This window comes from Synechococcus sp. MIT S9507, from assembly GCF_047304715.1.
Taxonomy (GTDB): domain Bacteria; phylum Cyanobacteriota; class Cyanobacteriia; order PCC-6307; family Cyanobiaceae; genus Synechococcus_C.
The window spans coordinates 2,487,109-2,507,420 of record NZ_CP138970.1; the positions used below are offsets into that span (position 1 = coordinate 2,487,109).

Annotated in this window: 22 protein-coding genes; 9 read left to right on the plus strand and 13 right to left on the minus strand. The window is 59.5% G+C overall.

Translation table 11 applies throughout. From position 1 onward, the window contains the following. The first annotated feature begins 19 nt into the window (after window positions 1–19). Complete coding sequence (locus SIB83_RS13450) at window positions 20–1,225, plus strand: glycosyltransferase (protein WP_413746128.1); 1,206 nt, start codon at window positions 20–22, stop codon at window positions 1,223–1,225. On the opposite strand, the gene SIB83_RS13455 is transcribed toward SIB83_RS13450, so the two are convergent. Both SIB83_RS13455 and SIB83_RS13460 read right to left on the minus strand, forming a co-directional pair. Continuing rightward, window positions 1,226–1,990: a GAF domain-containing protein gene (locus tag SIB83_RS13455; RefSeq protein WP_413401881.1), complete on the minus strand. Its 765-nt coding sequence runs from the start codon at window positions 1,988–1,990 to the stop codon at window positions 1,226–1,228. Window positions 1,991–2,172: 182 nt separating this feature from the next. Continuing rightward, window positions 2,173–2,562, minus strand: a complete 390-nt coding sequence (locus tag SIB83_RS13460; RefSeq protein WP_413747383.1) for a putative quinol monooxygenase — start codon at window positions 2,560–2,562, stop codon at window positions 2,173–2,175. A gap of 140 nt (window positions 2,563–2,702) precedes the next feature. On the opposite strand from SIB83_RS13460, the gene SIB83_RS13465 reads away from it, so the two are divergent. Then, window positions 2,703–3,149 (plus strand): cupin domain-containing protein, encoded by a 447-nt coding sequence (locus SIB83_RS13465; RefSeq protein WP_413746129.1) that lies wholly within the window; start codon window positions 2,703–2,705, stop codon window positions 3,147–3,149. A gap of 21 nt (window positions 3,150–3,170) precedes the next feature. Here the strand turns inward: SIB83_RS13465 and SIB83_RS13470 are convergent, their stop codons facing one another. Next, window positions 3,171–3,911: a class I SAM-dependent methyltransferase gene (locus SIB83_RS13470; RefSeq protein ID WP_413746130.1), complete on the minus strand. Its 741-nt coding sequence runs from the start codon at window positions 3,909–3,911 to the stop codon at window positions 3,171–3,173. 62 nt (window positions 3,912–3,973) lie between these two features. Continuing rightward, window positions 3,974–4,450 carry a cupin domain-containing protein gene (locus tag SIB83_RS13475; RefSeq protein ID WP_413746131.1) on the minus strand — a complete coding sequence of 159 codons (477 nt, stop codon included), beginning with the start codon at window positions 4,448–4,450 and terminating at the stop codon, window positions 3,974–3,976. Between the two features lie 69 nt (window positions 4,451–4,519). Here SIB83_RS13475 and SIB83_RS13480 point away from each other — a divergent pair, with 69 nt between their 5' ends. Continuing rightward, window positions 4,520–4,942: a DoxX family protein gene (locus tag SIB83_RS13480; protein ID WP_413746132.1), complete on the plus strand. Its 423-nt coding sequence runs from the start codon at window positions 4,520–4,522 to the stop codon at window positions 4,940–4,942. Between the two features lie 83 nt (window positions 4,943–5,025). On the opposite strand, the gene SIB83_RS13485 is transcribed toward SIB83_RS13480, so the two are convergent. Both SIB83_RS13485 and SIB83_RS13490 read right to left on the minus strand, forming a co-directional pair. Beyond that, window positions 5,026–5,220, minus strand: a complete 195-nt coding sequence (locus SIB83_RS13485; RefSeq protein WP_413401891.1) for a hypothetical protein — start codon at window positions 5,218–5,220, stop codon at window positions 5,026–5,028. Window positions 5,221–5,314: 94 nt separating this feature from the next. After that, entirely contained in the window at window positions 5,315–5,461 is a 147-nt protein-coding gene (locus SIB83_RS13490) for a hypothetical protein (protein WP_413746133.1), read from the minus strand. Window positions 5,462–5,623: 162 nt separating this feature from the next. Between SIB83_RS13490 and SIB83_RS13495 the strand changes: the two genes are divergently transcribed. The 3 genes from SIB83_RS13495 to SIB83_RS13505 are packed head-to-tail and all read left to right on the plus strand — an operon-like array spanning window position 5,624 to window position 9,110. Continuing rightward, window positions 5,624–6,424 (plus strand): SdiA-regulated domain-containing protein, encoded by an 801-nt coding sequence (locus SIB83_RS13495; RefSeq protein WP_413746134.1) that lies wholly within the window; start codon window positions 5,624–5,626, stop codon window positions 6,422–6,424. Further along, a complete protein-coding gene (locus tag SIB83_RS13500) occupies window positions 6,417–7,382 on the plus strand; it encodes an SDR family NAD(P)-dependent oxidoreductase (RefSeq protein WP_413746135.1) in 966 nt (321 codons plus the stop codon). Before SIB83_RS13495 ends, SIB83_RS13500 begins: the two co-directional genes overlap by 8 nt. 57 nt (window positions 7,383–7,439) lie before the next feature. Then, on the plus strand, window positions 7,440–9,110 hold the full coding sequence (locus SIB83_RS13505; protein ID WP_413746136.1) for an FAD-dependent oxidoreductase: 1,671 nt from the start codon (window positions 7,440–7,442) through the stop codon (window positions 9,108–9,110). 12 nt (window positions 9,111–9,122) lie between these two features. On the opposite strand, the gene SIB83_RS13510 is transcribed toward SIB83_RS13505, so the two are convergent. From SIB83_RS13510 to SIB83_RS13520, 3 genes are all read right to left on the minus strand, one after another. Next, window positions 9,123–10,493, minus strand: a complete 1,371-nt coding sequence (locus SIB83_RS13510; protein WP_413746137.1) for a cytochrome P450 — start codon at window positions 10,491–10,493, stop codon at window positions 9,123–9,125. A gap of 131 nt (window positions 10,494–10,624) precedes the next feature. Then, entirely contained in the window at window positions 10,625–11,482 is an 858-nt protein-coding gene (locus tag SIB83_RS13515; protein ID WP_413746138.1) for an alpha/beta fold hydrolase, read from the minus strand. 62 nt (window positions 11,483–11,544) lie between these two features. Continuing rightward, a complete protein-coding gene (locus tag SIB83_RS13520; RefSeq protein WP_413746139.1) occupies window positions 11,545–13,311 on the minus strand; it encodes a gamma-glutamyltransferase family protein in 1,767 nt (588 codons plus the stop codon). Between the two features lie 300 nt (window positions 13,312–13,611). Here SIB83_RS13520 and SIB83_RS13525 point away from each other — a divergent pair, with 300 nt between their 5' ends. After that, window positions 13,612–15,792 (plus strand): mechanosensitive ion channel family protein, encoded by a 2,181-nt coding sequence (locus SIB83_RS13525; protein ID WP_413746140.1) that lies wholly within the window; start codon window positions 13,612–13,614, stop codon window positions 15,790–15,792. Between the two features lie 935 nt (window positions 15,793–16,727). On the opposite strand, the gene SIB83_RS13530 is transcribed toward SIB83_RS13525, so the two are convergent. Beyond that, window positions 16,728–17,234 (minus strand): DUF3828 domain-containing protein, encoded by a 507-nt coding sequence (locus tag SIB83_RS13530; protein WP_413746141.1) that lies wholly within the window; start codon window positions 17,232–17,234, stop codon window positions 16,728–16,730. Between the two features lie 291 nt (window positions 17,235–17,525). On the opposite strand from SIB83_RS13530, the gene SIB83_RS13535 reads away from it, so the two are divergent. Next, window positions 17,526–17,693, plus strand: a complete 168-nt coding sequence (locus SIB83_RS13535) for a hypothetical protein (RefSeq protein ID WP_413746142.1) — start codon at window positions 17,526–17,528, stop codon at window positions 17,691–17,693. Between the two features lie 345 nt (window positions 17,694–18,038). Here the strand turns inward: SIB83_RS13535 and SIB83_RS13540 are convergent, their stop codons facing one another. Continuing rightward, window positions 18,039–19,040 carry a hypothetical protein gene (locus tag SIB83_RS13540; protein ID WP_413746143.1) on the minus strand — a complete coding sequence of 334 codons (1,002 nt, stop codon included), beginning with the start codon at window positions 19,038–19,040 and terminating at the stop codon, window positions 18,039–18,041. Window positions 19,041–19,237: 197 nt separating this feature from the next. On the opposite strand from SIB83_RS13540, the gene SIB83_RS13545 reads away from it, so the two are divergent. Further along, a complete protein-coding gene (locus tag SIB83_RS13545) occupies window positions 19,238–19,396 on the plus strand; it encodes a hypothetical protein (RefSeq protein WP_413746144.1) in 159 nt (52 codons plus the stop codon). A 445-nt stretch (window positions 19,397–19,841) separates the two neighbouring features. On the opposite strand, the gene SIB83_RS13550 is transcribed toward SIB83_RS13545, so the two are convergent. Together SIB83_RS13550 and SIB83_RS13555 are read right to left on the minus strand one after the other, a co-directional pair. Then, a complete protein-coding gene (locus tag SIB83_RS13550; protein ID WP_413746145.1) occupies window positions 19,842–20,009 on the minus strand; it encodes a hypothetical protein in 168 nt (55 codons plus the stop codon). A 32-nt stretch (window positions 20,010–20,041) separates the two neighbouring features. Beyond that, window positions 20,042–20,221, minus strand: a complete 180-nt coding sequence (locus SIB83_RS13555; RefSeq protein WP_413439760.1) for a hypothetical protein — start codon at window positions 20,219–20,221, stop codon at window positions 20,042–20,044. Between the last annotated feature and the right edge of the window lie 91 nt (window positions 20,222–20,312).

Genomic DNA, 20,312 nt, shown 5'->3' on the forward strand with positions numbered 1-20,312 from the left:
GAACGATCCGGATGTTTGCTTGGACCCTCTGCTGATCGCAGCCCTGCTGCTGGTGGCCACGGCCTTTGCTGCCTGCTTCGGTCTGCTGATTGCCCAGCTCGGGTTGCAGCGCGTGTTTTCGATCGCCCCCTGTCTCGAGGCCGCGCCGGCGACCGATCCACCGGACACCTCTCTCTGTGTGGTGATCCCTGCTTACAACGAAGCCGCCAACATCGGCGCCTGCCTGAGCAGCGTGCTCGCCAGTGATCCGCCCTGCCGCGACTGGCGGGTGCTGGTCGTGGATGACGACTCCACGGACGCCACGGCCGAAAGGGCAAGGCTCACGGCGGCTGAATGCGAGGCGGCCGAGCCGTTGTTCGAACTGCTCGGTGCCGGTCCCCGGCCCTCCGGCGAGCGATGGGTGGGCAAGAACTGGGCCTGCACCAGGGCGATGGAGCAGGTGCGCAGCCACTGGGTGCTATTCATCGATGCCGATGTGCGCCTGCAGCCTCAGGCTCTGCGCCGAGCTCTCGCCCAGGCGATGCGGGAGCAGGCGGATCTGTTCAGTCTGGCGCCGCGGCTCGGCTGCGGTTGCCTGGCGGAGTGGATGGTGCAGCCGATCATGGCCAGCCTGCTGGGGCTGGGGTTTCCGATCGAGGCCACCAATGACCCGGCGTCCGAGGTGGCCTTCGCGGCAGGGCCGTTCATGCTGTTCCGCCGCTGTGCCTACGAGGCCATCGGCGGGCATCGCGCTCTCGCGTCTGAAGTGGTGGAGGATCTGGCCCTGGCCAGGGGCATCAAGGCTGGTGGCTTCCGTCTGCGTTATCTGCTCGGACTTGATGCCGTGGATCTGCGCATGTACGCCGATCTGCCATCGCTCTGGGAGGGGTGGACCAAGAACTGGTTGATCGGGCTCGATCGCAATGTGGCCAAGGCTCTCGGTGCCGCCGCCGTGGTGGTGCTGATGTTCAGCAGCCCCTGGCTGTTGCTGCCCTCGGCAGTTGTGCTGCTGCGGGTGCTGCCACAGCTGTCGTTCTGGTGGCTGTTGTTGCTCGGGCTGTCGCTGCTGGGGATCGGGCAGCAGCTGGCCCTGCGGTTCTGGCAACAACGGCGCTTTGATGTGCCGCTCACCAACTGGTGGCTGATGGGCGCAGGCGGCCTGCTGCTCGGGGCGATCGGTCCGGTGTCGGTGTGGCGCACACTCACCGGCCGCGGCTGGACCTGGAAAGGCCGTCAGCTGGGCTGATCAGAGCCCATCGCTGATCACCTGCGCCGATGTATGGCTGTTGTCGCCCGACTTCCTGCTCTCCGCCTGCCAGGCCTCCAGCACTTCCGGGAAGTGCTCTTCGATGCAGCTGTCGCAGATGCCGTGGGAGAAGTTCAGGGTGCTGCGTTTGGCCAGGTACTGATCGAGATGCACCCAGTCACCACGCTCATCCTTGGCTTTGCGGCAGTAGCTGCAGGTTGAGATGATTCCTGAAGGCTTGCTCTCGGAGCAGAACGACTCGAGCAGATTGATCGAGCGTTTTCTCAGATCCAGGAACGCCACCACCTGACGGGAGAGGGCCTGCATGATCTGAAGCTGGGTGTCAGCAAGCCGGTTGGGCTTGCGGTCGATCACACACAGGGTGCCGATCCGGTGTTCCGCTTCGTTGTTGAGCGGGAAGCCGGCATAGAACCTGATCTTGGGATCACCGCAGACCAGGGGGTTGTCGACGAAACGCTCGTCCTCCAGCGCGTCGGTCACGATCAGGGGCTGGTCGGTGTGGATGGCATGGGCGCAGAACGACCAGTCTCTCGGGGTCTCCTCGGCCTCGATTCCCACCTTGGATTTGAACCACTGTCGGTCGCTGTCCACCAGGCTCAGCAGAGCGATCGGTGTCTCGCACACCAGTGAGGCCATGTGGGTGATGTCGTCGTAGGACTGCTCAGGCCGAGTGCCAAGAATCCTGTATTCACTCAGGGCCTTGAGGCGTTCCTGTTCGAATTCAGGGATGAGAGCGGTTTTCATCGCCTGATGCATTTCCTCAACAAGGTATGCGTGATGAAGAGATTGACAGCGTCCGGCAATGGAAATTCACGGCGGAGATGTTGCTCTGTGAAGTTTCAATAGGAATGAATGAGATCGCAGTTCTCCGCTGTGATTACCCCTTAAAGGAGCCGCATTTTCTGGTTGTCGCCAGGTTCAGCTGATCAGACGCGGCTGTAGCCCAGACGGCTTTCGTAGATCTTCAGCGGCAGCCCGAACGACTCCATCAGGGCGCGGCACTCGGCGCCGACGGTGCCGTAGACCTCCACACTGAAGCCATCACCCAGTTCGGCATGTTTCTGCAGGTACTCCTGCACCGGCGGGTTGCTCACATGGGCGGAGAAGGCCGCATCGTTGGCGTAGACCTCCGACCAGACGAAGGCCTGGGGGTCATCAGGGTCCTGGTCGAAGGTGTGATGCAGCATCCCGGGCTCGCTGGCCTGCACCGCCGCGTCGGTGGCTGCGGCGAGCTGGAGATAGGCGTCCACGCAGCCCGGCTTCACATGGATGCGGGCCAGCAGCATGAACGGCGTTGAGGAATCGAATCCGGCCATCGCTTCACTGAAAAGGCTCTGATCCTCGCGGCAACGGGCTCTGTGGATCTGTTTCGGGTCACACTGTCGAAGCTGTCTGATCCGAGTCTTGATCCATGCGCAAAACCGTTCTCCCTGCTCTGGTTGCGGCATCCGTTCTGATGGCAGCCGTCGCGGGGTGCACGAACCGCGGCAGTGAGTCTGAGGAGTCCGCAGCCGCCAGTGCGGACTCGGCGTCCACCGAGGTGACGGTGAAGGAGGTGTTCAGCGGCACGCAGACGCTCAACGGAACGCCCTTGCGTTATCCGGAGGGCAATCCGGAGCTGCGGCTGTATCGGGTGGAGATTCCCGTGGGCGGCAGGGTCCCCCTGCACACCCATCCCGCTCCGATGCTGGTGCACGTGCAGGGTGTTGACTCCGGCGATCTGCTCAACACCCGTGTTCAGCCGGACGGCAGCGAGGTGAGCAGCGTGTTCAAGTCTGGTGAAAGTTTCATCGAGGGTTCCTCTGAACCCCATTTCGTGGAAAACAAGAGCGACAAACCCACCGTGGTGTGGGTGATGGTGGCTTCGGTGGAGGGTCTGCCCACCACCGAATGGATCAAATGATGCGCTGATGCGGAAGGGGCATCAGGCCCGGGTGGCTTCGATCAGGCAGAACGGCGGTGTGGCCATGATCGCCGTCCAGTAGTCGGCCCCCCTGGCCTCCACCCCTTCCTCAGCCAGCACCGGCTGGGGCCAGCGCACCTGTCGCAGACCGCAGTCTTCCATCAGGGTCTGCATCACCTCGCGGCTGATGTAGAAATCGGTGAGCTCGAACACGCCGCCGTCTTCAAGCTCGAAACGGTAGTGGATTGCAGCACCCTCCACCAGAGGGCCATCGATGCTCTTGCTGTAGCCGTAGGGGCGGCCGGCCTCGAAGTTCGAGGGAGGGTCGTCGGGGTTGTTGTTGAGTGCCACCAGCCGGCCTCCAGGTCGCAGCAGGTCGCAGACGGAGCTGAACTGGGCCCGCAGCTCTTCGCGGTTGCGGGCATGGTTGAACAGGTAGCCGGCGAACACCAGGTCAAACGTGGTCTGCAGCTTCAGCTCAGCGGCGTCGCAGACCCGGTAGTCGATGCCGAGCGGATGGCTCTTCTCCTGGGCCCGGGCCAGCTCAACCATGTCGGAGGAGAGGTCGACCCCCAGCACCTGATCGGCGCCGAGCTGCCTGAGCAGGCGCGTGTAGTGCCCCTCGCCGCAGCCCAGATCCAGCACCGAGCTGCCGCTGAGATCCCCCAGCAGCGCCAACGCTGAAGGCTGTTCGAGATAGGTGCGCCAGGGCTGGCGCTTGGCCGTTTGATAGCCGGTGGCATGTCCCTGGTAGTCGCTCATGCACACCGATCCGCCTGCGCTCAGCCTATGAATCCGGCCTGAGGCTGTCAGGACTGCAACCGTCAGGGCTGAGTCTGCGGCACCAGGTCGATCACCACCGCCGTGGCCGGTCGGCCGGAGTCGTTTCTCCAGCCATGGAGCACACCGGTGGATTCGAAGACCGCATCTCCGGCACTGCGCTGGATCAAGCGTGGTCCCGATCCGTCATCGCGGATCTCGATCAGGGATCCGCTGATCAGATAGGCCACACCTGGGCGTTGCTGATGCTGATGCCAGGCCACCGATCCCCCGGGGGCGATCGTGATGCGTCGGCTGCGCAACACCCGACCTTGCAGTGCCGTGAATTCCCTGGAGAGATCCAGGCTGCCCAGCGATTCCACGCTCACTCTGCTGGTGATCGACGGTGCGTCCGGCGGAGCTGCGCGCTGTTCGCGGGCGGGTGTCACGGTCTGCGCCGCGTGATTCCCGTGTGCCAGCGCCGCTGGGCCCGGCAGCAGCAGGCCGGCACAACTGATCAGCGACAGAACAGGAGCTCGCATGGCCGCACCGGAATTGGTCACTATTGTTCCAACCACTACCAAAACGGCGCCTGACACCGCTTGATCGTTATGAGTACCCCCATCACGCCCAACAGGATTGTTGACTTCCTGGGCCGTGTTTTTCTCGCTGCCGTGTTCGTGAATGCGGCCCCCGGCAAGATCATCGATTTCGCAGGCAACGCCGCGCGCATCGCCTCCAAGGGAATCCCTGAACCGTTGGCGAATCTGCTTCTGCTCGCAGCGATCCTGGTGCTGATCGTGGGCTCGGTTCTGCTGGTGTTCGGCGGTGACACGATTCTGGGGGCGTCGCTGCTGCTCGTCTTCCTGGTTCCCACCACCCTGATCTTCCACGCCTTCCCGTTTGAGACGATCCCCTTTCTGATGAATCTGGCGCTGATCGGCGCTCTGATGCTGGCGATCAGCCGCTCCACGGCCAATGCCGCTCCCAACTTCCGTCAGGTGCGTGCCAAGGCTTTCGATCGCGACAGCTGAGGACGGCCGCAGGAGTTCCGCGCATCAAAAACCCCCACGCGCCGGTGGGGGTTGAGCAGCATGTTCAGTTGACGCTCAGGACTTCACTCGTCGAAGACCTTGCACATCGGTGAGCCGGGGTGGGTGTCGCAGATCTCGTCGAGCACCTTGTCGCGGTGGCGACTGTCGGGGTTGTTCACACCCGCATCCTTTTTCGGATCGAACTCATCGGATGCGTGCTTTTCGTTGGTGCCGTAAGGGAGCTCATACTCCTCGAACTTGTGCTTGCCATCAGACATCGCGCAATTCCTCCTGAAGAACGAATTCCTGATGATCAGACCTTAGAGAGGCTGGAGAAGGAATTGAGCAACTTCGGGAATTCTTCGGGTGCGCTCAGTTGTTGGAGGAGCGCTCCGGTCTGCGCTGGATCCGCAGGCGATGGGGGATATCGCTAGTGCTCGGCAGCTGCAGCTGGGCCTCAGCCCAGTCCTGCATCAGCGCCTCAAGCAGGGATTGACGATCGCCGAACAGCCGAAGCATTGGCTTTGCATCTGAGATTCACTCTCAACAAAGCATGGGACTTCTGCTTGGAGCAAGTGATTCTCATTAGCGTTCACATTGCGTTGCCAAAGCCGGCGGATGGCTGCATGACGCCGACGGGTTCTCCCTGCACAATCGGCTCTGTAGTGCAACCGGGTGCTGATGGAGCCACTCCGCCTCGAGCTGATCAGGAGGCACTGCATCGCTGATCCCGGCCTTGGCCTGAATGAACCCTCGGGACTCAGCCTCAATGCCGACGGCACGGCGCTTTACACGGTCAGCGACGACACCAAGGCGGTCTTCCGTCTGAGCCTGAAGGGAAAGGTGTCGATCGAGGAGTCGTTCTTCATGAGCGTCACGGACATGGAGGGACTGGCCCTCAGCGTTGACGGTCAGCGGCTGCTGGCGGTGCAGGAAGAGACCAACACGGTGATCAGCGTTGATCTCGCCAGTCGCCGGGAACTGTGGCATCGACCACTGGCCGGCATGGTCAACTACGCCAGCGTTGCGATGCACTTCCCGCCCAAGCCGGACAACAAGGGTCTGGAGGGGATCACGGTCAACAGCAGCAACCGGCATGTCTATGTGGTCAAGGAAGGACGTCCGGGGCTGCTGATCGAACTCGATGCCGACTGCACAACGATCCTGTCGTCGCGATTGCTCACCTCGATCAACGGCTTTTCCCATCCGCAGGTCGGTCCGCGTCGGCTGGACTTTTCAGGGCTCAGTTACGACAGTCGCCGCGACACCCTCTGGATCGCCAGCGACAAGGGTCAGTGCCTGTTCCATTACGACTGGGAGCGTGATCAGGTGCTGCAGCGCATCGATCTGCTGCTCAACGACGGCGGCTCACCAAGGCGGGTGCGCAAGGCCGAGGGCATTGCCGTGGATCCGGAACGTGGCAGGGTCTATGTGGTGAGCGATCGTGACGCCGAGCTCTACGTGTTCAAGCTCCATGGCTGATCCTGCATCCAGTTGCGTGCTGCTCACCGGCGCCAGCTCCGGCGTTGGCTTTGAGGCGGCGAAGGTTCTCAGCGCCCAGGGCCATCAGCTCCTGCTTCTCTGCCGCAGTCAGGCCACGGCTGATCAGACCCTCAGCCAGCTCTCCGGAACCGCTCGCGCCCTGATCTGTGACCTGGCCGATCTCGCTGCGGTCGCCGAGGTGTGCAGCCAGCTGCTGGACAGCGGCACGGTTCTGGATGCGCTGGTGCTTAATGCCGGTCTGCAGTACGCCGGTGCATCAGCCGCTCAGTTCTCGGCGCAGGGCATCGAGCTCACCTTTGCGGTGAACCAGCTGGCCCACCAGCTGATGGCGTCCCTGCTGCTGCCGCAGCTACTGAAATCAGCCCGCCCGCGGCTGGTGATCACCGCCTCCGAGGTGCACAACCCCGTCAGCGGTGCCGGCAAGGTGGGCAAGCCCGCCGACCTGGGCGATCTCGCGGGTCTGCGGGCCGGAGCCGGTTTCGCGATGGTCAATGGCAGTGATCGTTTCGATGGCAACAAGGCCTACAAGGACAGCAAGCTCTGCAACGTGCTGATGGCGCGTGAGCTCGACCGGCAGCTGGCCGCGGCGATGCCCGTGATCGCCTGGAGCCCCGGCCTGGTGATCACCCGCAACAACGGCGGTTTCTTCCGGTACAACAAGCGCAGCAATCCGCTGGGCATGGGAGCGTTCGCCTTTGTGGCCCGCGATCTGCTGCGGATCACCGAATCCCCCGCGAATGCCGGCCGGCTGCTGGCGCAGCTGGTGACTGATCCGCAGATACCACCGGGCTTCAGCTACTACACCAACAAGGTTGTGAGCTTCGGTGGACATCGGCTGGAGTCGACCGACACCAGTGCCGAGGGCGCCGATCTGACCAAGGCCGAGGAGCTGTGGCGGCTGTCGGAGCAGTTGATCGCCAGCAGCACCTGCCGCTGATGGCCTGCCTGAACACCCGGCCGATCTCCCTAGCTTGTGTCCACGCACAGCAGCGCCATGGTAGAGACGGGTTCTTCAGCGAAGCAGCAGCAATCGCATGTGGTGGTGGTGGGCGCCGGCTGGGGAGGCTGGGGTGCGGCCAAGGCCCTCTGCGAAGCCGGGGTGCGCGTCACCCTGATCGACGGCATGGCCGATCCCGGCGGCAGTGAGCCGATCACCACCGAGAGCGGCAAACCGTTTGAAGCCGGCACCCGAGGCTTCTGGAAGGACTACCCCAACATCAATGCGCTCACCGACGAGCTCGGTGTGGGTTCGATCTACACCGACTTCACCACCAGTGCCTTCTGGTCGCCGGATGGGCTGGAGGCCACAGCGCCGGTGTTCGGCGATGCGCCGCAGCTTCCCAGTCCGGTGGGTCAGGTGCTGGCCACGGTGAAGAACTTCAGGCGTCTGCCGGTGCCGGATCGGCTCAGCATCGCCGGGTTGCTCTACGCCATGCTCGATCTCAACCGCAGTGATGCGGTGTACCGGAACTACGACGCCATCAATGCGCTGACGCTGTTCAAACAGCTGCGGATCAGTGACCGCATGATCGACGACTTCCTGCGGCCCACCCTGCTGGTGGGACTGTTCAAGCCGCCGGAGGAGCTCTCGGCGGCGGTGACCATGGAACTGCTCTACTACTACGCCCTGGCCCATCAGGATTCCTTCGATGTGCGCTGGATCCGCAGCAGGAGCATCGCTGAACAGCTGATCGCACCGCTCAGTGAGCGCCTGCGCGAGCGCCATCAGCTCACAGTGCTGGGCGGCACCCTGGCCACCAGGCTGAATGTGTCAGTCGACGGAAGCAGCATCCGCTCGCTGGAGACCCGCAACGTGATAACGGGCGGCAGTGCCGTGCTTGATGACGTGGATGCGGTGGTACTTGCGGTGGGTGCGAAGGGCATGGCGGCTCTGATGGCGCAGTCGCGCGAGTGCGGCGTGCTGGCACCGGAGCTGGTGCAGGCCGGCACGCTTGGAACGATTGATGTGGTGTCGGTGCGGTTATGGCTTGATCGCTACGTGGCGGTTGCCGATCCCGCCAATGTGTTCTCGCGCTTCAGTGCCCTGCAGGGGTCCGGCGCCACCTTCTTCATGCTCGATCAGCTGCAGAAGGAGTCCGAGGCGGAGCTCTGGGGTGGGCAGCCTGTGCAGGGTTCGGTGGTGGCCAGCGATTTCTACAACGCCACGGCGATCGCCGAGCTCAGCGATCAGGGCATCGTCAACTGCCTGATGCAGGATCTGCTGCCGATGGCTCAACCAGCCTTTGCTGAGGCCCGGGTGGTGGATCAGGAGGTGCGCCGTTATCCGGGATCGGTGTCGCTGTTCTCGCCGGGGAGCTTCAGCAAGCGCCCGCCGCTGGAAACGTCCCTGGCGCCGGTGGTCTGTGCTGGCGACTGGGTTCGGATGGGCGCGAGGGAACATGGCGCCAAGGGGTTATGCCAGGAACGCGCCTACGTGTGCGGCCTGGAGGCGGGCAACTCGCTGCTGCGGCGAGGCATCGTGCGCGGCGATGGTGTGCCGCGCAGCCGTCAGCATCCCGTGCTTCCGATCCGGGCCGATGAACCGCAGGTCCTGATTGGCAAGGAGATCAACAAGCTGATCATGAATCCGCTCAATGCTCTGGGTATCAGGCTGCCTTGGTTGGAATCGGAGATCAGTTCCCCACCCAAGCCTCCGGTGAGATGAGCGAACTCTGATTTAAGGCGATGGTGCGACCGGATCGACTATCAGGCAGTAATCGTCGGTGGGGATCCGGATCGGCATCAGTGAATACGGCACAGCATTTGCTGCTTCAGGGGGTTGGTTCCAAGCTCGAATGGACTGCATCCAGCGAACTAAGAAAAGGCGTACACATAGTTCTGCTAGAGGGATGCCTGGGCAACCATGGCTGCCAATGCCACCGGGAAACCAGGCTCCGTTGGGCAGTCGGCGGGCTGATCCCGCAACAGGACAGCGGCTTGTTGCGGCCCCATTAGGGATTGTCCAGCGCTCGGGCGCGAAGCGTTCCGGATCAGGAAACATTGAGGCCATCCTGTTGCCGATCCGTGGATCGGCGGTCACAACCGTTCCAGAGGGGATACGGAAACCTGCGATTGCAAGGTCAATGGATGTGCGCCTGAACCCACCACCGGCAGGCGGCATCAACCTCAGTGATTCACGCAGTACGCCTTGGACGTAGGGAAGGGTCCAGTCCTCAACTGTTCCATGTCGATCACGATCTCCTAGTTGTTGACGGCTGGCTTCCTCCAGAATTCTCTCCCTGACTGACGCTTTGTCAGAGCAGAGTATGAGGCTCTTGCTCATCAGTGCTGCCACCTCGATGTAGGCCCCCCAGATCAGCAGCACGGTGGCCGTGGCGATCCGTTCGTCACTCCAGGGTTCTCCATTTTCATCGTGATTTGTACTGAACACCTCGAGTGCATTGCCGTGGAGTTCTCCACGTCGAAAGCGGACAAGCCGTTGCGTCATCGCAATTTGTAGTTCGGTCAGGGCCGCTTCACCGCGTCGATATGACGGCAGCAGTTTGCTCAGACTGAGAAGAGCATCGTTGTAGGTGATGAACGCCTCCGCCTCTCGATCAGTCAGCGCTTCTCCCGCGAAGCACTCGGCGAACAGATCAAGGCAGACCCTTTTGCAGTCGAAAGCGATTCTCGTGGTGCCTTGATCCACCACCTGATCCACAAAGGCTGTGATTCGCCGATTCAAAGTTGGGAGGAAGCCTTCAAATGCGCTTTTGTTGAACAGCGGGGCATAACCGGCTCGGGTGGATCGATGTCTAGCGCCTTGTTGATTGAGTGCTCCGTAGGGGGTGTGCAGTGCTGTAAAGGTTTCGGGCAGGGAACTTTCCGAGATGCTTCGTTCTTTTCTGAGAAATTCTTCAATTGCGCCAATTCCTCCGACTACGGCAGTGGGTTGGAAAAACAGCGTGGTGCCAAATACCGGTCCGTATTGAGCACTGCGAGCGGCGATGAACTGATCGGGATTTCTCAGATAGTCCAGCGATTCCCTGAGGCCGATCAGAAAACCACTGCGTCCAGGGAGAGGTTTGAGCGGGTCAGCTGCTGTCATCAGAGCCTGGACGCCAAGAAGAGTTCAATCTTATTGACGAGGCCAGCGGGACGTGACATGCGATACCCCAGTGGTCACTGCAACGGTCCAAGTTGTCTGCGAGTGACGAAGCTGGTGTTGAGCGGCTGCTTTTAGTCCTCCTCAGGGTTGAGATCGTTGATATGGGCAGACATCCAGCTGCTGATGCTGCCTACGCAAGCTTCCGTGGATTCGTAGGGCAGCACGTTTCTGCCGGGAATCGTTTCGATGATTGCCTGTGGCAGTTTGCGCCTGTAGGTCTCGAGACGTTCGTGGAAATCATCCCAACTGCGCGAACGGCCGATCCCCGTGGCTGAACTTCCAAACACCACCAGAAACGGCAGTGTTAGAGCGCTCAGCTGCGGTTGCCAGTCTCGCCGCCAAAAGCCGGCCAGAAAGGAGTACACCGCCCAGCGTGTGTTCATGTCTCGCGACCCCTCCTTAAGGGTCTGCAGCCATTCCTCATCAACGGCCTCCGCCTGCGAGAACAGGTTTTTCTCGGAAAATGAGCGCAGAAATGCCCGGCGACGGGCATATCGATAGAAGAGATTTCCGATGGGGCCCTTGAACAGCCATCGCCAAAGCCGCCTGGCTTTTGTGATCGACGTCGCCTCCGAAAGCACCCGCCATCCGGGCGGGCTTATGGCCACCAGACCGCAGACCAGCTCAGGAGCCCTCTCCAGCAGCGCCAGAGCGATCGGTAGGGAGGAGCCCTGAGTGACCAGCAACACCGGCCTGCTGTTGCGTTCGCTTAGCAGCCTGATCAGCGGTCGTGCCCAATCGCTGGGGGTGAGTGGCTCGCTGCTGCAATCCGCTTGGCCGCAGCCGAATAAATCAGGTGCGATGAGCTCGGCATCAGGATCGTCGTGGTGCCAGCTCTGAATGAACCGGTCCCAGAAGCGTGAGGAGAGTCCCACTCCAATGGGATGGATCAGCAGCATGGGCGGTGTATAACCGGTGGCTGATGCCATCAGGACTGAAAGCTTGGAATTCAGATGATGGCGGCTACGGAGCGGAAATGACTGCCACCTACTTAGGGAAGCGCCAGGGCCGTTCCTTCCCGGCGAGGATCGGCCGCACCATGCCAGCGGCCGTTGATCCATTGCACCAGGGCGGTGCCACTACCAATGCCCTGTAGACGGGCGGGTTGATTGCTGTTGTTGAGCTGCTCTTGCTGCAGGGGCCAGGGAAGGGGTGGATCCTTCTCCATCACCAGCGTGCGGCCGCGGCTGGAGAGATGGGGCAGGGCAACGGCCCGCTCTGGAGGCTCATTCCAGATCAAGGAGGCGAGCAGCACCCTGCTGAGTAGGTGTGGGATGCTTCGGCCGCCTGGGCTGCCGAGCGCCAGCACCGGTCGTCCGTTCCGGAACACCAGCGTGGGCGCCATCGACGACATCGGCCGGCGCCCCGGCCGGCGACGGTTCGCCACCGGTTGACCCTGCCTAGAGGGCTGAAAGGCAAAGTCGGTGAGCTGATTGTTCATCACCATTCCGGCCACTAGGTGCCGACTCCCGAAAATCGTCTCCACCGAGGAGGTGTAGCTTGCGATATTGCCAACTACATCCACGATCGTGATTTGGGTTGTGCCTTGTTCACGTCCCCGCTCAGGCAGACCGAAGGGATAACGATTGATCCCCGCCGGCAGCCCAGGAGAGGGGGCTTTTCCGGCTGCGAACTGCATGTCTTTGGCTCTGGCCTGAATGTAGGCCTGATTCAGTAGGGCCGTGGCGGGGACGGCTCCATCAAGCGGATCGTGCACCCAGTAGAGGCGGTCGGCATCGGCCCAGGCTTGGGCTCTGGCTAGTTGTCGCCAAGTTTCAGGATCATCAGCGCTTGAGATCGATAAATCAGTGGTCTGCATGAGTAGTGCCAGGGTCTGCAGCAGTCCCAGTCCGCCGCTGCTCGGCGGCGGCATCGTGCAGATCTGGAGTTTGAGCTGTGTGCTGCAGAGCGGTTGCCGGCGCACCACGGCATAGCTGTCCAGATCTGATGCACTCCAGCCCTGGAATTCGGGTTCGCTGGCCTGCAGTGAGCTCATCTCCAGCAGAATCTGTTGCGCAAGCGTTCCTCGGTAAAAGCCAGGCCCGCCATCGCGTGCCAGGCTCTCAAGCGTGCTTGCCAGGGCAGGGTTGCGGAAGGGCTGGTCGGCCTGCGGCGGTTGGCCTCCTGGCAGATAGAGCTCTTGGAAAGCATCGCTGTGAGTGACACCAAAGCGTTTGGCCAACTGCAGGGAGCGCAGTAAGCGCGGACTGGGTAGGAAGCCATCCCTCGCCAGCCGGATTGCCGGTAGCAGGGTGCTTTTCCAGGGCAGGCGACCGTATTGCTGATGGGCATCCCATAGCAAGGCCACAGTTCCAGGAATGCCGATCGCATCGAGCCGGGTTGTGGCCTCGTTCCAGGGCAACGCTTCTCCTGACGGGCTCAGCAGATCGTCAGGTCGGCTGCTGCTTGGCGCGACTTCGCGGCCATCAAGCACCTCCAGGGATTGTTGCTGTGCATCCCAGTAGAGGAGGAAACCGCCGCCACCGAGCCCGGAACTCTGCGGTTCCACTACCGCCAGAACGGCCTGCGCGCTGACCAGGGCATCGGCTGCCGTGCCGCCTTCGGCGAGAACATCCAGGGCCGCGGCACTAGCCAGGGGATTGGCGGTGACGACCACCGCAGAGCCGGTGGCGGTGGAGATGCTTCTGCGGCCGGGGTCGGAGGATTCCGGGTCATCGCGGCTGACCGGTGCTGCTGCAGCAGCACCGGTTATGGCCAGGCTGCACAGACCCAGCATCAGAAACAGGGATCGCTGCATCCGCTGGAGGCCACGTCGTTGCTCATTCTGATGCCTTCAGCACGGGGCCGTTGGCCAAAACAAGTGGATGAAGGATCCTTGATTGACTCTCGAAGGTGTTGTTGAGTGAAGCAATCTGACTGATCTGAATCTCGACAATCAAGGATGATTTTGAATTTTCAGGCTCATCGAGCTGCTTGGATTGTCGATTGCCAGTGTTCTGATTTCAGAGCTTTGCCTGATGACTGATTCTGTTGCAGGGTGAACGTCACTGCCTGGAAGTCAGCTTAGGATCGGCAAAGTGTTTTGCAGATTCACGGAGTGAGACAGGGCAGGCGGATTGTCGCTTTTCTGATCGGTCTTGTCTGCGTCTTTCTGGTCTCAGGTTTGCCCTTGATCGCCGGTCCGCAGCCTCAGGGATATCAACCGCTCGATACTCGTTATGCGAGTGCGCTTCCTGTGATTCCCCTGGAGGATCAACCGTTTTATCCGGACCTGGTGAAACGCGCTGATCTCTGGCGTCACACACCGCTGGGGCAGGTGGTGGGTGATTCACCGCGGGAGACCCTGCTCAATTTCTATGCGGTGATGGCCGATGTCGGCCAGTTGATCGAGGATGTGGAGGCCTCCCATCTGAACGACCGGGGTCTGTTCTGGAACCGCCAGGCCCGCGCCGAAATGGAGGAGGTGCAGGGGTTGTTCGATGCGGCGGTGGCATCGCTCGACGGCTCGTCATTCCCTCTGGGCGTGCGCTCCTATCTCAAGGACGAAGCGGCGATTCAGCTGAAGCATGTTCTCGATTTCATCTTCAGCAGCAGCCGGCAGATCATCACCATTCCCGACGCCGGCGCCATGAAGTCGCTGAATGACGACCGCTCCAAGGACACCCAGTCATGGACGCTGCCCGGGTCTTCGATCGTGCTCAGCAGTCAGCAGAAGGATGATCCGGTCAACAGCGACTTCTATTTCTCCGCCGACACGGTGGCGGCCGTGTCGGGCATGTATGCCCAGATCAGCCCGCAGGTTGCCGACCTGGACGGCCAGACCTTCATCACCGGCGCGTTTTATCAGGATTTCGTCCACACGCCCGGGCGCCTGTTTCCGCCCAAGTGGTATCTGAATCTTCCGGCTGGCTTCCGCAGCGCGATTGAAGCTGAGGTGCTGTTCGGGCAGACGCTGTTCCGGCTGGTGCTGTCGATCATTGCGATCGGCATGCTGCTGTTGCTGTTTGCGTTGCTGATCCGCAAGCTGATCCGTTCATTTCGCTCAAGCTCGCGCGATCCGGAGCGGATCTGGACGCTCGATTCACTGGCCTGGAAGCGGGTTGTGCTGGTGCTCCCGATGGTGATCGCCACCAAGCTGGTGGAGCTGTTCGTTGACGACTACCTCAACTTCACCGGCATGCCCCTGGTGGTGCTGACTGTGATGTTTGAGGTCGGTTTTTTCAGCCTTGTGGTTCTGCTGGTGTTTCTGTTTATGGAAGCGCTGGGTCGCTCCACCTCGGAACTGCTGGTTCGCATGGCAGGGGGCCATGACGTGTGGCGGTTGCAGAGAACGAGCAACCGGGTGATGCCCACCTGCCGCATTCTCTCGGGGGTGATCGCCATTGCCGTGATCTACAAGCTGCTGCTGCAGCTCGGTCTGTCTCCCTCGCTGGTGCTGGCGCTGTCCACCGTGCCTGGCCTGGCGATCGGTCTTGGCGCGTCCAAGTTGCTGAGCAATCTCTTCGCCGGCCTGTCCCTGCAGACCGACCGACCTCTGCGGGTGGGTGAATTCTGCGAGATCGGCGACAAGCAGGGTTTTCTCACCAAGATCGGTCTGCGTTCGGTTGAGATCGAAACGGTCACCGGCAAGGTCACGATCCCCAATGCCGTCGCTGAAGACTGCATCATCAACAATCTCTCGCGCAATCAACCAGCCCCGGGATCAGCGCAGATGCAGGGCCTGGAGCTGAACCTTGAGCTCGATGATGACGGCCCGTTCAACCCCGATCAGATCAATGATCTGCTCACCCTGGCGCGGCGCTATGCCGAGAGCCGGCCTGACCTGATCAATCCCTGCCTCACCGTTGAGCTGGAGCCCGATGCACCGCAGAGGCTGCGCTGCATCGGGCTGATTGATGTGGCGAACTGGCGCGATTACATCGAGCTGCAGGAGTCACTCACGCTGGCGTTCAATGAACTGATTCAGCGGGTTGATCTCTGCCATTTCGTGCTCGGCGTCTCCTACGACACCACCGATCAACAGCTCACTCAGATTCCCGTGATTCTGCGCGGGATCATCGAGCGCACAGCGGGATTTGAAGTCAAGGCCTGCCGGCTGCTGGAGATCGCTGAGTTCAGCTACAACTTCAAGTGCCATCTGTTTTCCGAGGGGCTGACCTACACGCAGTTCAAGGATTCAATCGATGAGATCAACCGCGCTCTGCTGCATGAACTGGCTGCTGCCGAGATCGTGATTCCCTTCCCCACCGCCGTGGAGATCCAGCGTGATGGTGACTGAGGCGACGGTCTCTTCATAAATCACTCATCGGAGATCGCTCAGCTTCTGCAAAAACGGCCTCAGTTCAAAAACTTTTCCATTGAGATAGGTGATGTTGTGGATGTACCGCTGCATTTGCCGGTGTTGTTGAGCTTGTAGAGCAAGCTCTGTGGAGTACTGCTGGATCGGCCTCTGAGTTTGGCTCTAAGTCCTGTCATCTTCTGTCACCAGATGTCATGGCAATTTTTTCGAATCCAAAGCCTGAGCACAAAACCGTTGTTATTTCGTTGGTGCAGCTCGATTGTGATTTGTACGATGCTTTCGATGGAATGGCGAATAAGCAGTAGCTCACCATATCTCTGCAGGTGCGACGGGCCCTAAAGGTCTGGCACCCATTCAAGTGCTTAAATTTTGCGAAAATCGCCTGTTTTCAGGCGAGCGCCGAAGGGCTTGCCGCGCTGCTCCCAAGCTTTAGCAAAGATGATGTATGGATACTTTGATTCTGGAGAATTGGGTGAAGTGAACTCCAGCTAACTTGTATTTATTTGCTCCTGAACGAATTCAAACTTCTTTATAGTCTTATTATCAGCCACGTCTCATGAAATTTTCAGAGCGCGAATATCGTATAGTGTAAAATGCTACAAGCTTAATGAATTGGTCGTGCAAGATTTTGACGAACAACAGTTTGAGCAGCTCACTCAATTCATTTCAAAGATTGAGGCTACACCCGAACTTCGTCGTGAAGTTTCATGTTGTTCATCGTTTGATGAGTTGGTTTCTATTGCTAACAATGGATCTATACGTCTTACGAATGACTATTTAAAATTCATGAAAAGAGACTTAGCAGCATTTTACTGGCCGTGGAGAGCGCGTAAAGGCTTATTTAAAAATTAATACTAATTTGGGCAATCGTGGAGATCCAGCGCGATGGTGACTGAGGCGCAGGCCTCTTCACCTCAGGCGGTGGGTTGGATCAGCTTCTGCAGAAACGGCCGCAGCTCAAAGACCTCTCCATCGAGATAGGTGATGTTGTTGATGCGCCAGCTGCCTTCGCTGTTGTTGTTGAGCTCGTAAAGCAGGCGTTGCGGGGTGCCGCTGGATCGGCCCCTGAGGCCGACATCCACTGCCACTTCAGCCTTGATGCTGTTGGCTTTCTCCGCCGTGCAACCTGTCACTCTGGCTCCGTAGGTCGCCACCTGGGTGTTGCTGAACACGTCGAAATCCAGGTAGCGACCGTCGCGCACGGGTGTGAGTTGTCTGGCTTGCAGCAACAGTTCGAACAGTGATGGTGTGAAGCGCTGGCGCTGGCTGGAAAGTGCCTTCACCGGGTCTTCATCGGCATCCATTCGCTGCACCTGCCAGCGGTAAAGACCATCGAGCTGATCGATCACGCCCTGCGGGCAGGCAGCATCGGCAGCCGGCACGGCCATGGCGATCAGGCTGGCTGTCAGCAGAGGAAGCATGGAGGCGCTGCAGATCTGATCAGTCTGGCTGCGACCATCACCGACAACCGGCGACCCGGCTGATGATCAGAGTTATGGAGTTGATGCAGGAACAGCTGATGATCCTGCCCTGCGGGTCAATCTTTCAGCTCAATCGGCTCAGCTGCTTGAGATCCATTGCTCAAAAATGATCGTCATTCTGTTTCATTTGTCTCCGATCACACCGCATTGCTGATTTAAAGGCGGCATGATTTCCGCACGTGGATGGTCAAGCCGACCAGGACGCGGAATCCAAATAAACGGACAAGACCAATGAGCCGAAGAGGACTGCACCCCCTTTTGATGGGGTTGGACAAGCCCAAGCGTGAACCGATCGAGAAGAAACAGGTTGAACTGAGTGGCTACGAGTCTGCTCAGCGCAAGCGTTTCCTGCGTTCTGAAGCCGAATCCGAAGAGACGGAGCAGAGCAAGGCCGCCTGAGGCCGGATCTCACAAAATTGATGGCATCAAGAGGGGGGCGGCAGGGCCGCCTCCGTCCTCATGACGTGGGCGCCCCACCAAGAGCGCTTCCCACGTTCCATTGATGGCAATGGAATGGAGAATGGGCAACTGTCGGGGGTTTGCTGATTGAAGCATTGAAAACAACCTGAATCTCTTCAACACGTGCTCCAGTGGGGCAGCCGGTTCAGCGCAGAGTGGTAGCTTCCGCGCGGAAGATAGTTTGCGGAGCTAGCTGGGCAGAAAGATGAGATTGATGTGAGTGATCAGATCGATGAGGTGGTGCGGGAGATTCAGGCGGAGGATTGAAGCGCTTAATTAATCACTTCAATTGGCTTTTCCCGCCCGGGCTTTGAGGTCTTCGTAGAGATTTAAGTTTCCAAGTAAGAGTTCCAGCATGCGTTTCTGCAGGCTGACGTCATTCACCACCTGAGAGCTCATCGATTGATGGACATCCAGACTTTTGATGACAGCATCCAGTTGCTTGGGCATTAGATCAGGAGAGCTGCTGAACTGCTCCTTAGTGTTGCTCGCAGCTTGGCTTTGAAGAGCTTTGTCCTCAAGCAGCTTGTTTTTGATGACAGTGCCGACATAGGTGAGCTTGTCGTCATCAGTCAGATCACCTGTAAACAGGTCATTGAGCTTCGAAATGATTTCCGCAAGCCGAGCTTTCTCTTTCTCGTTGACTGAACCACCACCTGGCTTTGAGGGTGGCAGTGTCTTGGATCCACCTAGAGCAAGGTTGCGCTCACCCAGATTTCGCAAGTTGTGATGGGTCAGAACGACCTTGGACAAATCAACAGTGTTAATCTCCCGCTCGAACTCCAGAAGCGGCAAAAGCCTTTTGTAGAACAGTGCACGCTTCTCAAGGCTGGAGTTGCCGTAATCAAAGATCTGAGAAAGGAACGTGTAGAAGCGCACGTAGGTCCCCATATCCCTGCGGAACAGGGTCAGAGCTTCCAGTTCCTCCTTGGCTTGCTTGGCGCTGTCAGGATCGTTGTAGTTTTCGGCGTCCCTCAGCTTCTGCCGTGCTTCCTTGTAGGTGTTCATCAGCCTTTGGGCCACAGGCTCCAGTGCACTGATCAGCTGGCTTTGCTTGGCGTTGGGATTCAGCAGCACTCCCACCACGCGGTCAATCTCGTTTTCGTCGTAGTGGTTTTGAACATCAAGCTTGGTCTTGAGATCCAAGATCAGGTTTGGATCTGTGGCCTCTGATAGCTGAGCGGTTTGGTAGTAGGTCTGGAAAGCTTCGAGGATTTCGCTGGATTCGTTTGCGAAGTCCACCACATAGGTCGTGGTCTTGTTGTCATGGCAGCGATCGGGATGCAATGAAGAGGACCGGTCAGTGCATTGCCTCGCTGGAAGCGCCTGTCAAGAGCCTTGGCCTGTCTGACTGCATTCGGATTCAGGGCGACAAATGCATTCAGAGGAGCTCCTCTTGTAAGGCTGAAATTATATTTTTTGATCCGATCGAAATAGCTCTCGATGAGTTGTTCGCAATTGATTGTTCCCTGCTGAATCGCAGCATGGATGGATTCAATGGAGGAGTCCTCGATTCGAAAGTTCCTGCTTCCAGTCGGGTTGGCCATTGCCTTCTCAGAGAGCAGACAGGCCGTGCTGAGAGCCAGTGCAAGCATTGTTGCCTGATGGACGATCTTCGCCCCCCTGGAATGGCCCATCGCTGAAGATTTAAGCGTGATTGTTGTTCTCACGACTCTAATCACGCTGTTATTCGTGGCAGTATTTCGTTAAGGAATCGATCATCTGACCTTGTGAAGTTGTCTGATCGGCGCCGAACAAGTTTGATGCTTCGTTGATCACTTGATGAGGGGCGTTGCGTCTGGCGGCTGCTTGTTGGATGAGCAGTTCACGGCCTGCTGCGCAGGATCCGCCTGAAGGCGCAGGGGGCACTCAGGCCGGAAGGTATCCCTGAAGACATGAGTAAATGTACTTAAGCGTTAATACTCATCAGTGTGGATTGCTTTTCGGTCCTGTGTTCCTGGCTCTGGTTTTTTTCGTGGCGATCGGCGGAGTCTTTGCCGCTGTTGCCGTTCTCGACGGCGCTGGCTCGTAGGCCTCTCGCCTGAAACGACGCTCCTGCGCCTCAGCCCCTGCTTCAGGTTTCGGGTGTCAGGGCAAAGTCCGGTTTGCGGCGATGAGTCGATCGGCGCCGATCCCGCAGCCAACGCCGATCAGGATGGCGACAGCTGGGTCGAGATCACTCAGGAAGCTGACGATCAGCCCGCTGATCGCTCCGGCGATCACCGCTCGTTTCACCGATCTCCTCTTGGTGCCCATGGAGCGAATTCAGCAGCAGGCTTTCAGTGCGATCAGTTCTTCGGCACAGCCTGTTCTGTCATCGGCTCGACAGCCGGCACCGAGACGCCTTTCTTCAGATCGCGCACGGTCCAGTAGGTCACAGCAGCAGCGGTCACGATGAAAAAGAGCACTGCTGCTCGAATCATGTGGTGCGTGATGTCCTCGGGATGGCGGCCTTTTTTCTGATCCATCAGAGCCCTCGGTCTCAACAACCGTGCAGCGATCTCGCTGTGGATGTTGCTATTTGCAGGAATTCCTCCTGAATCGCCATGGCCGCACCGC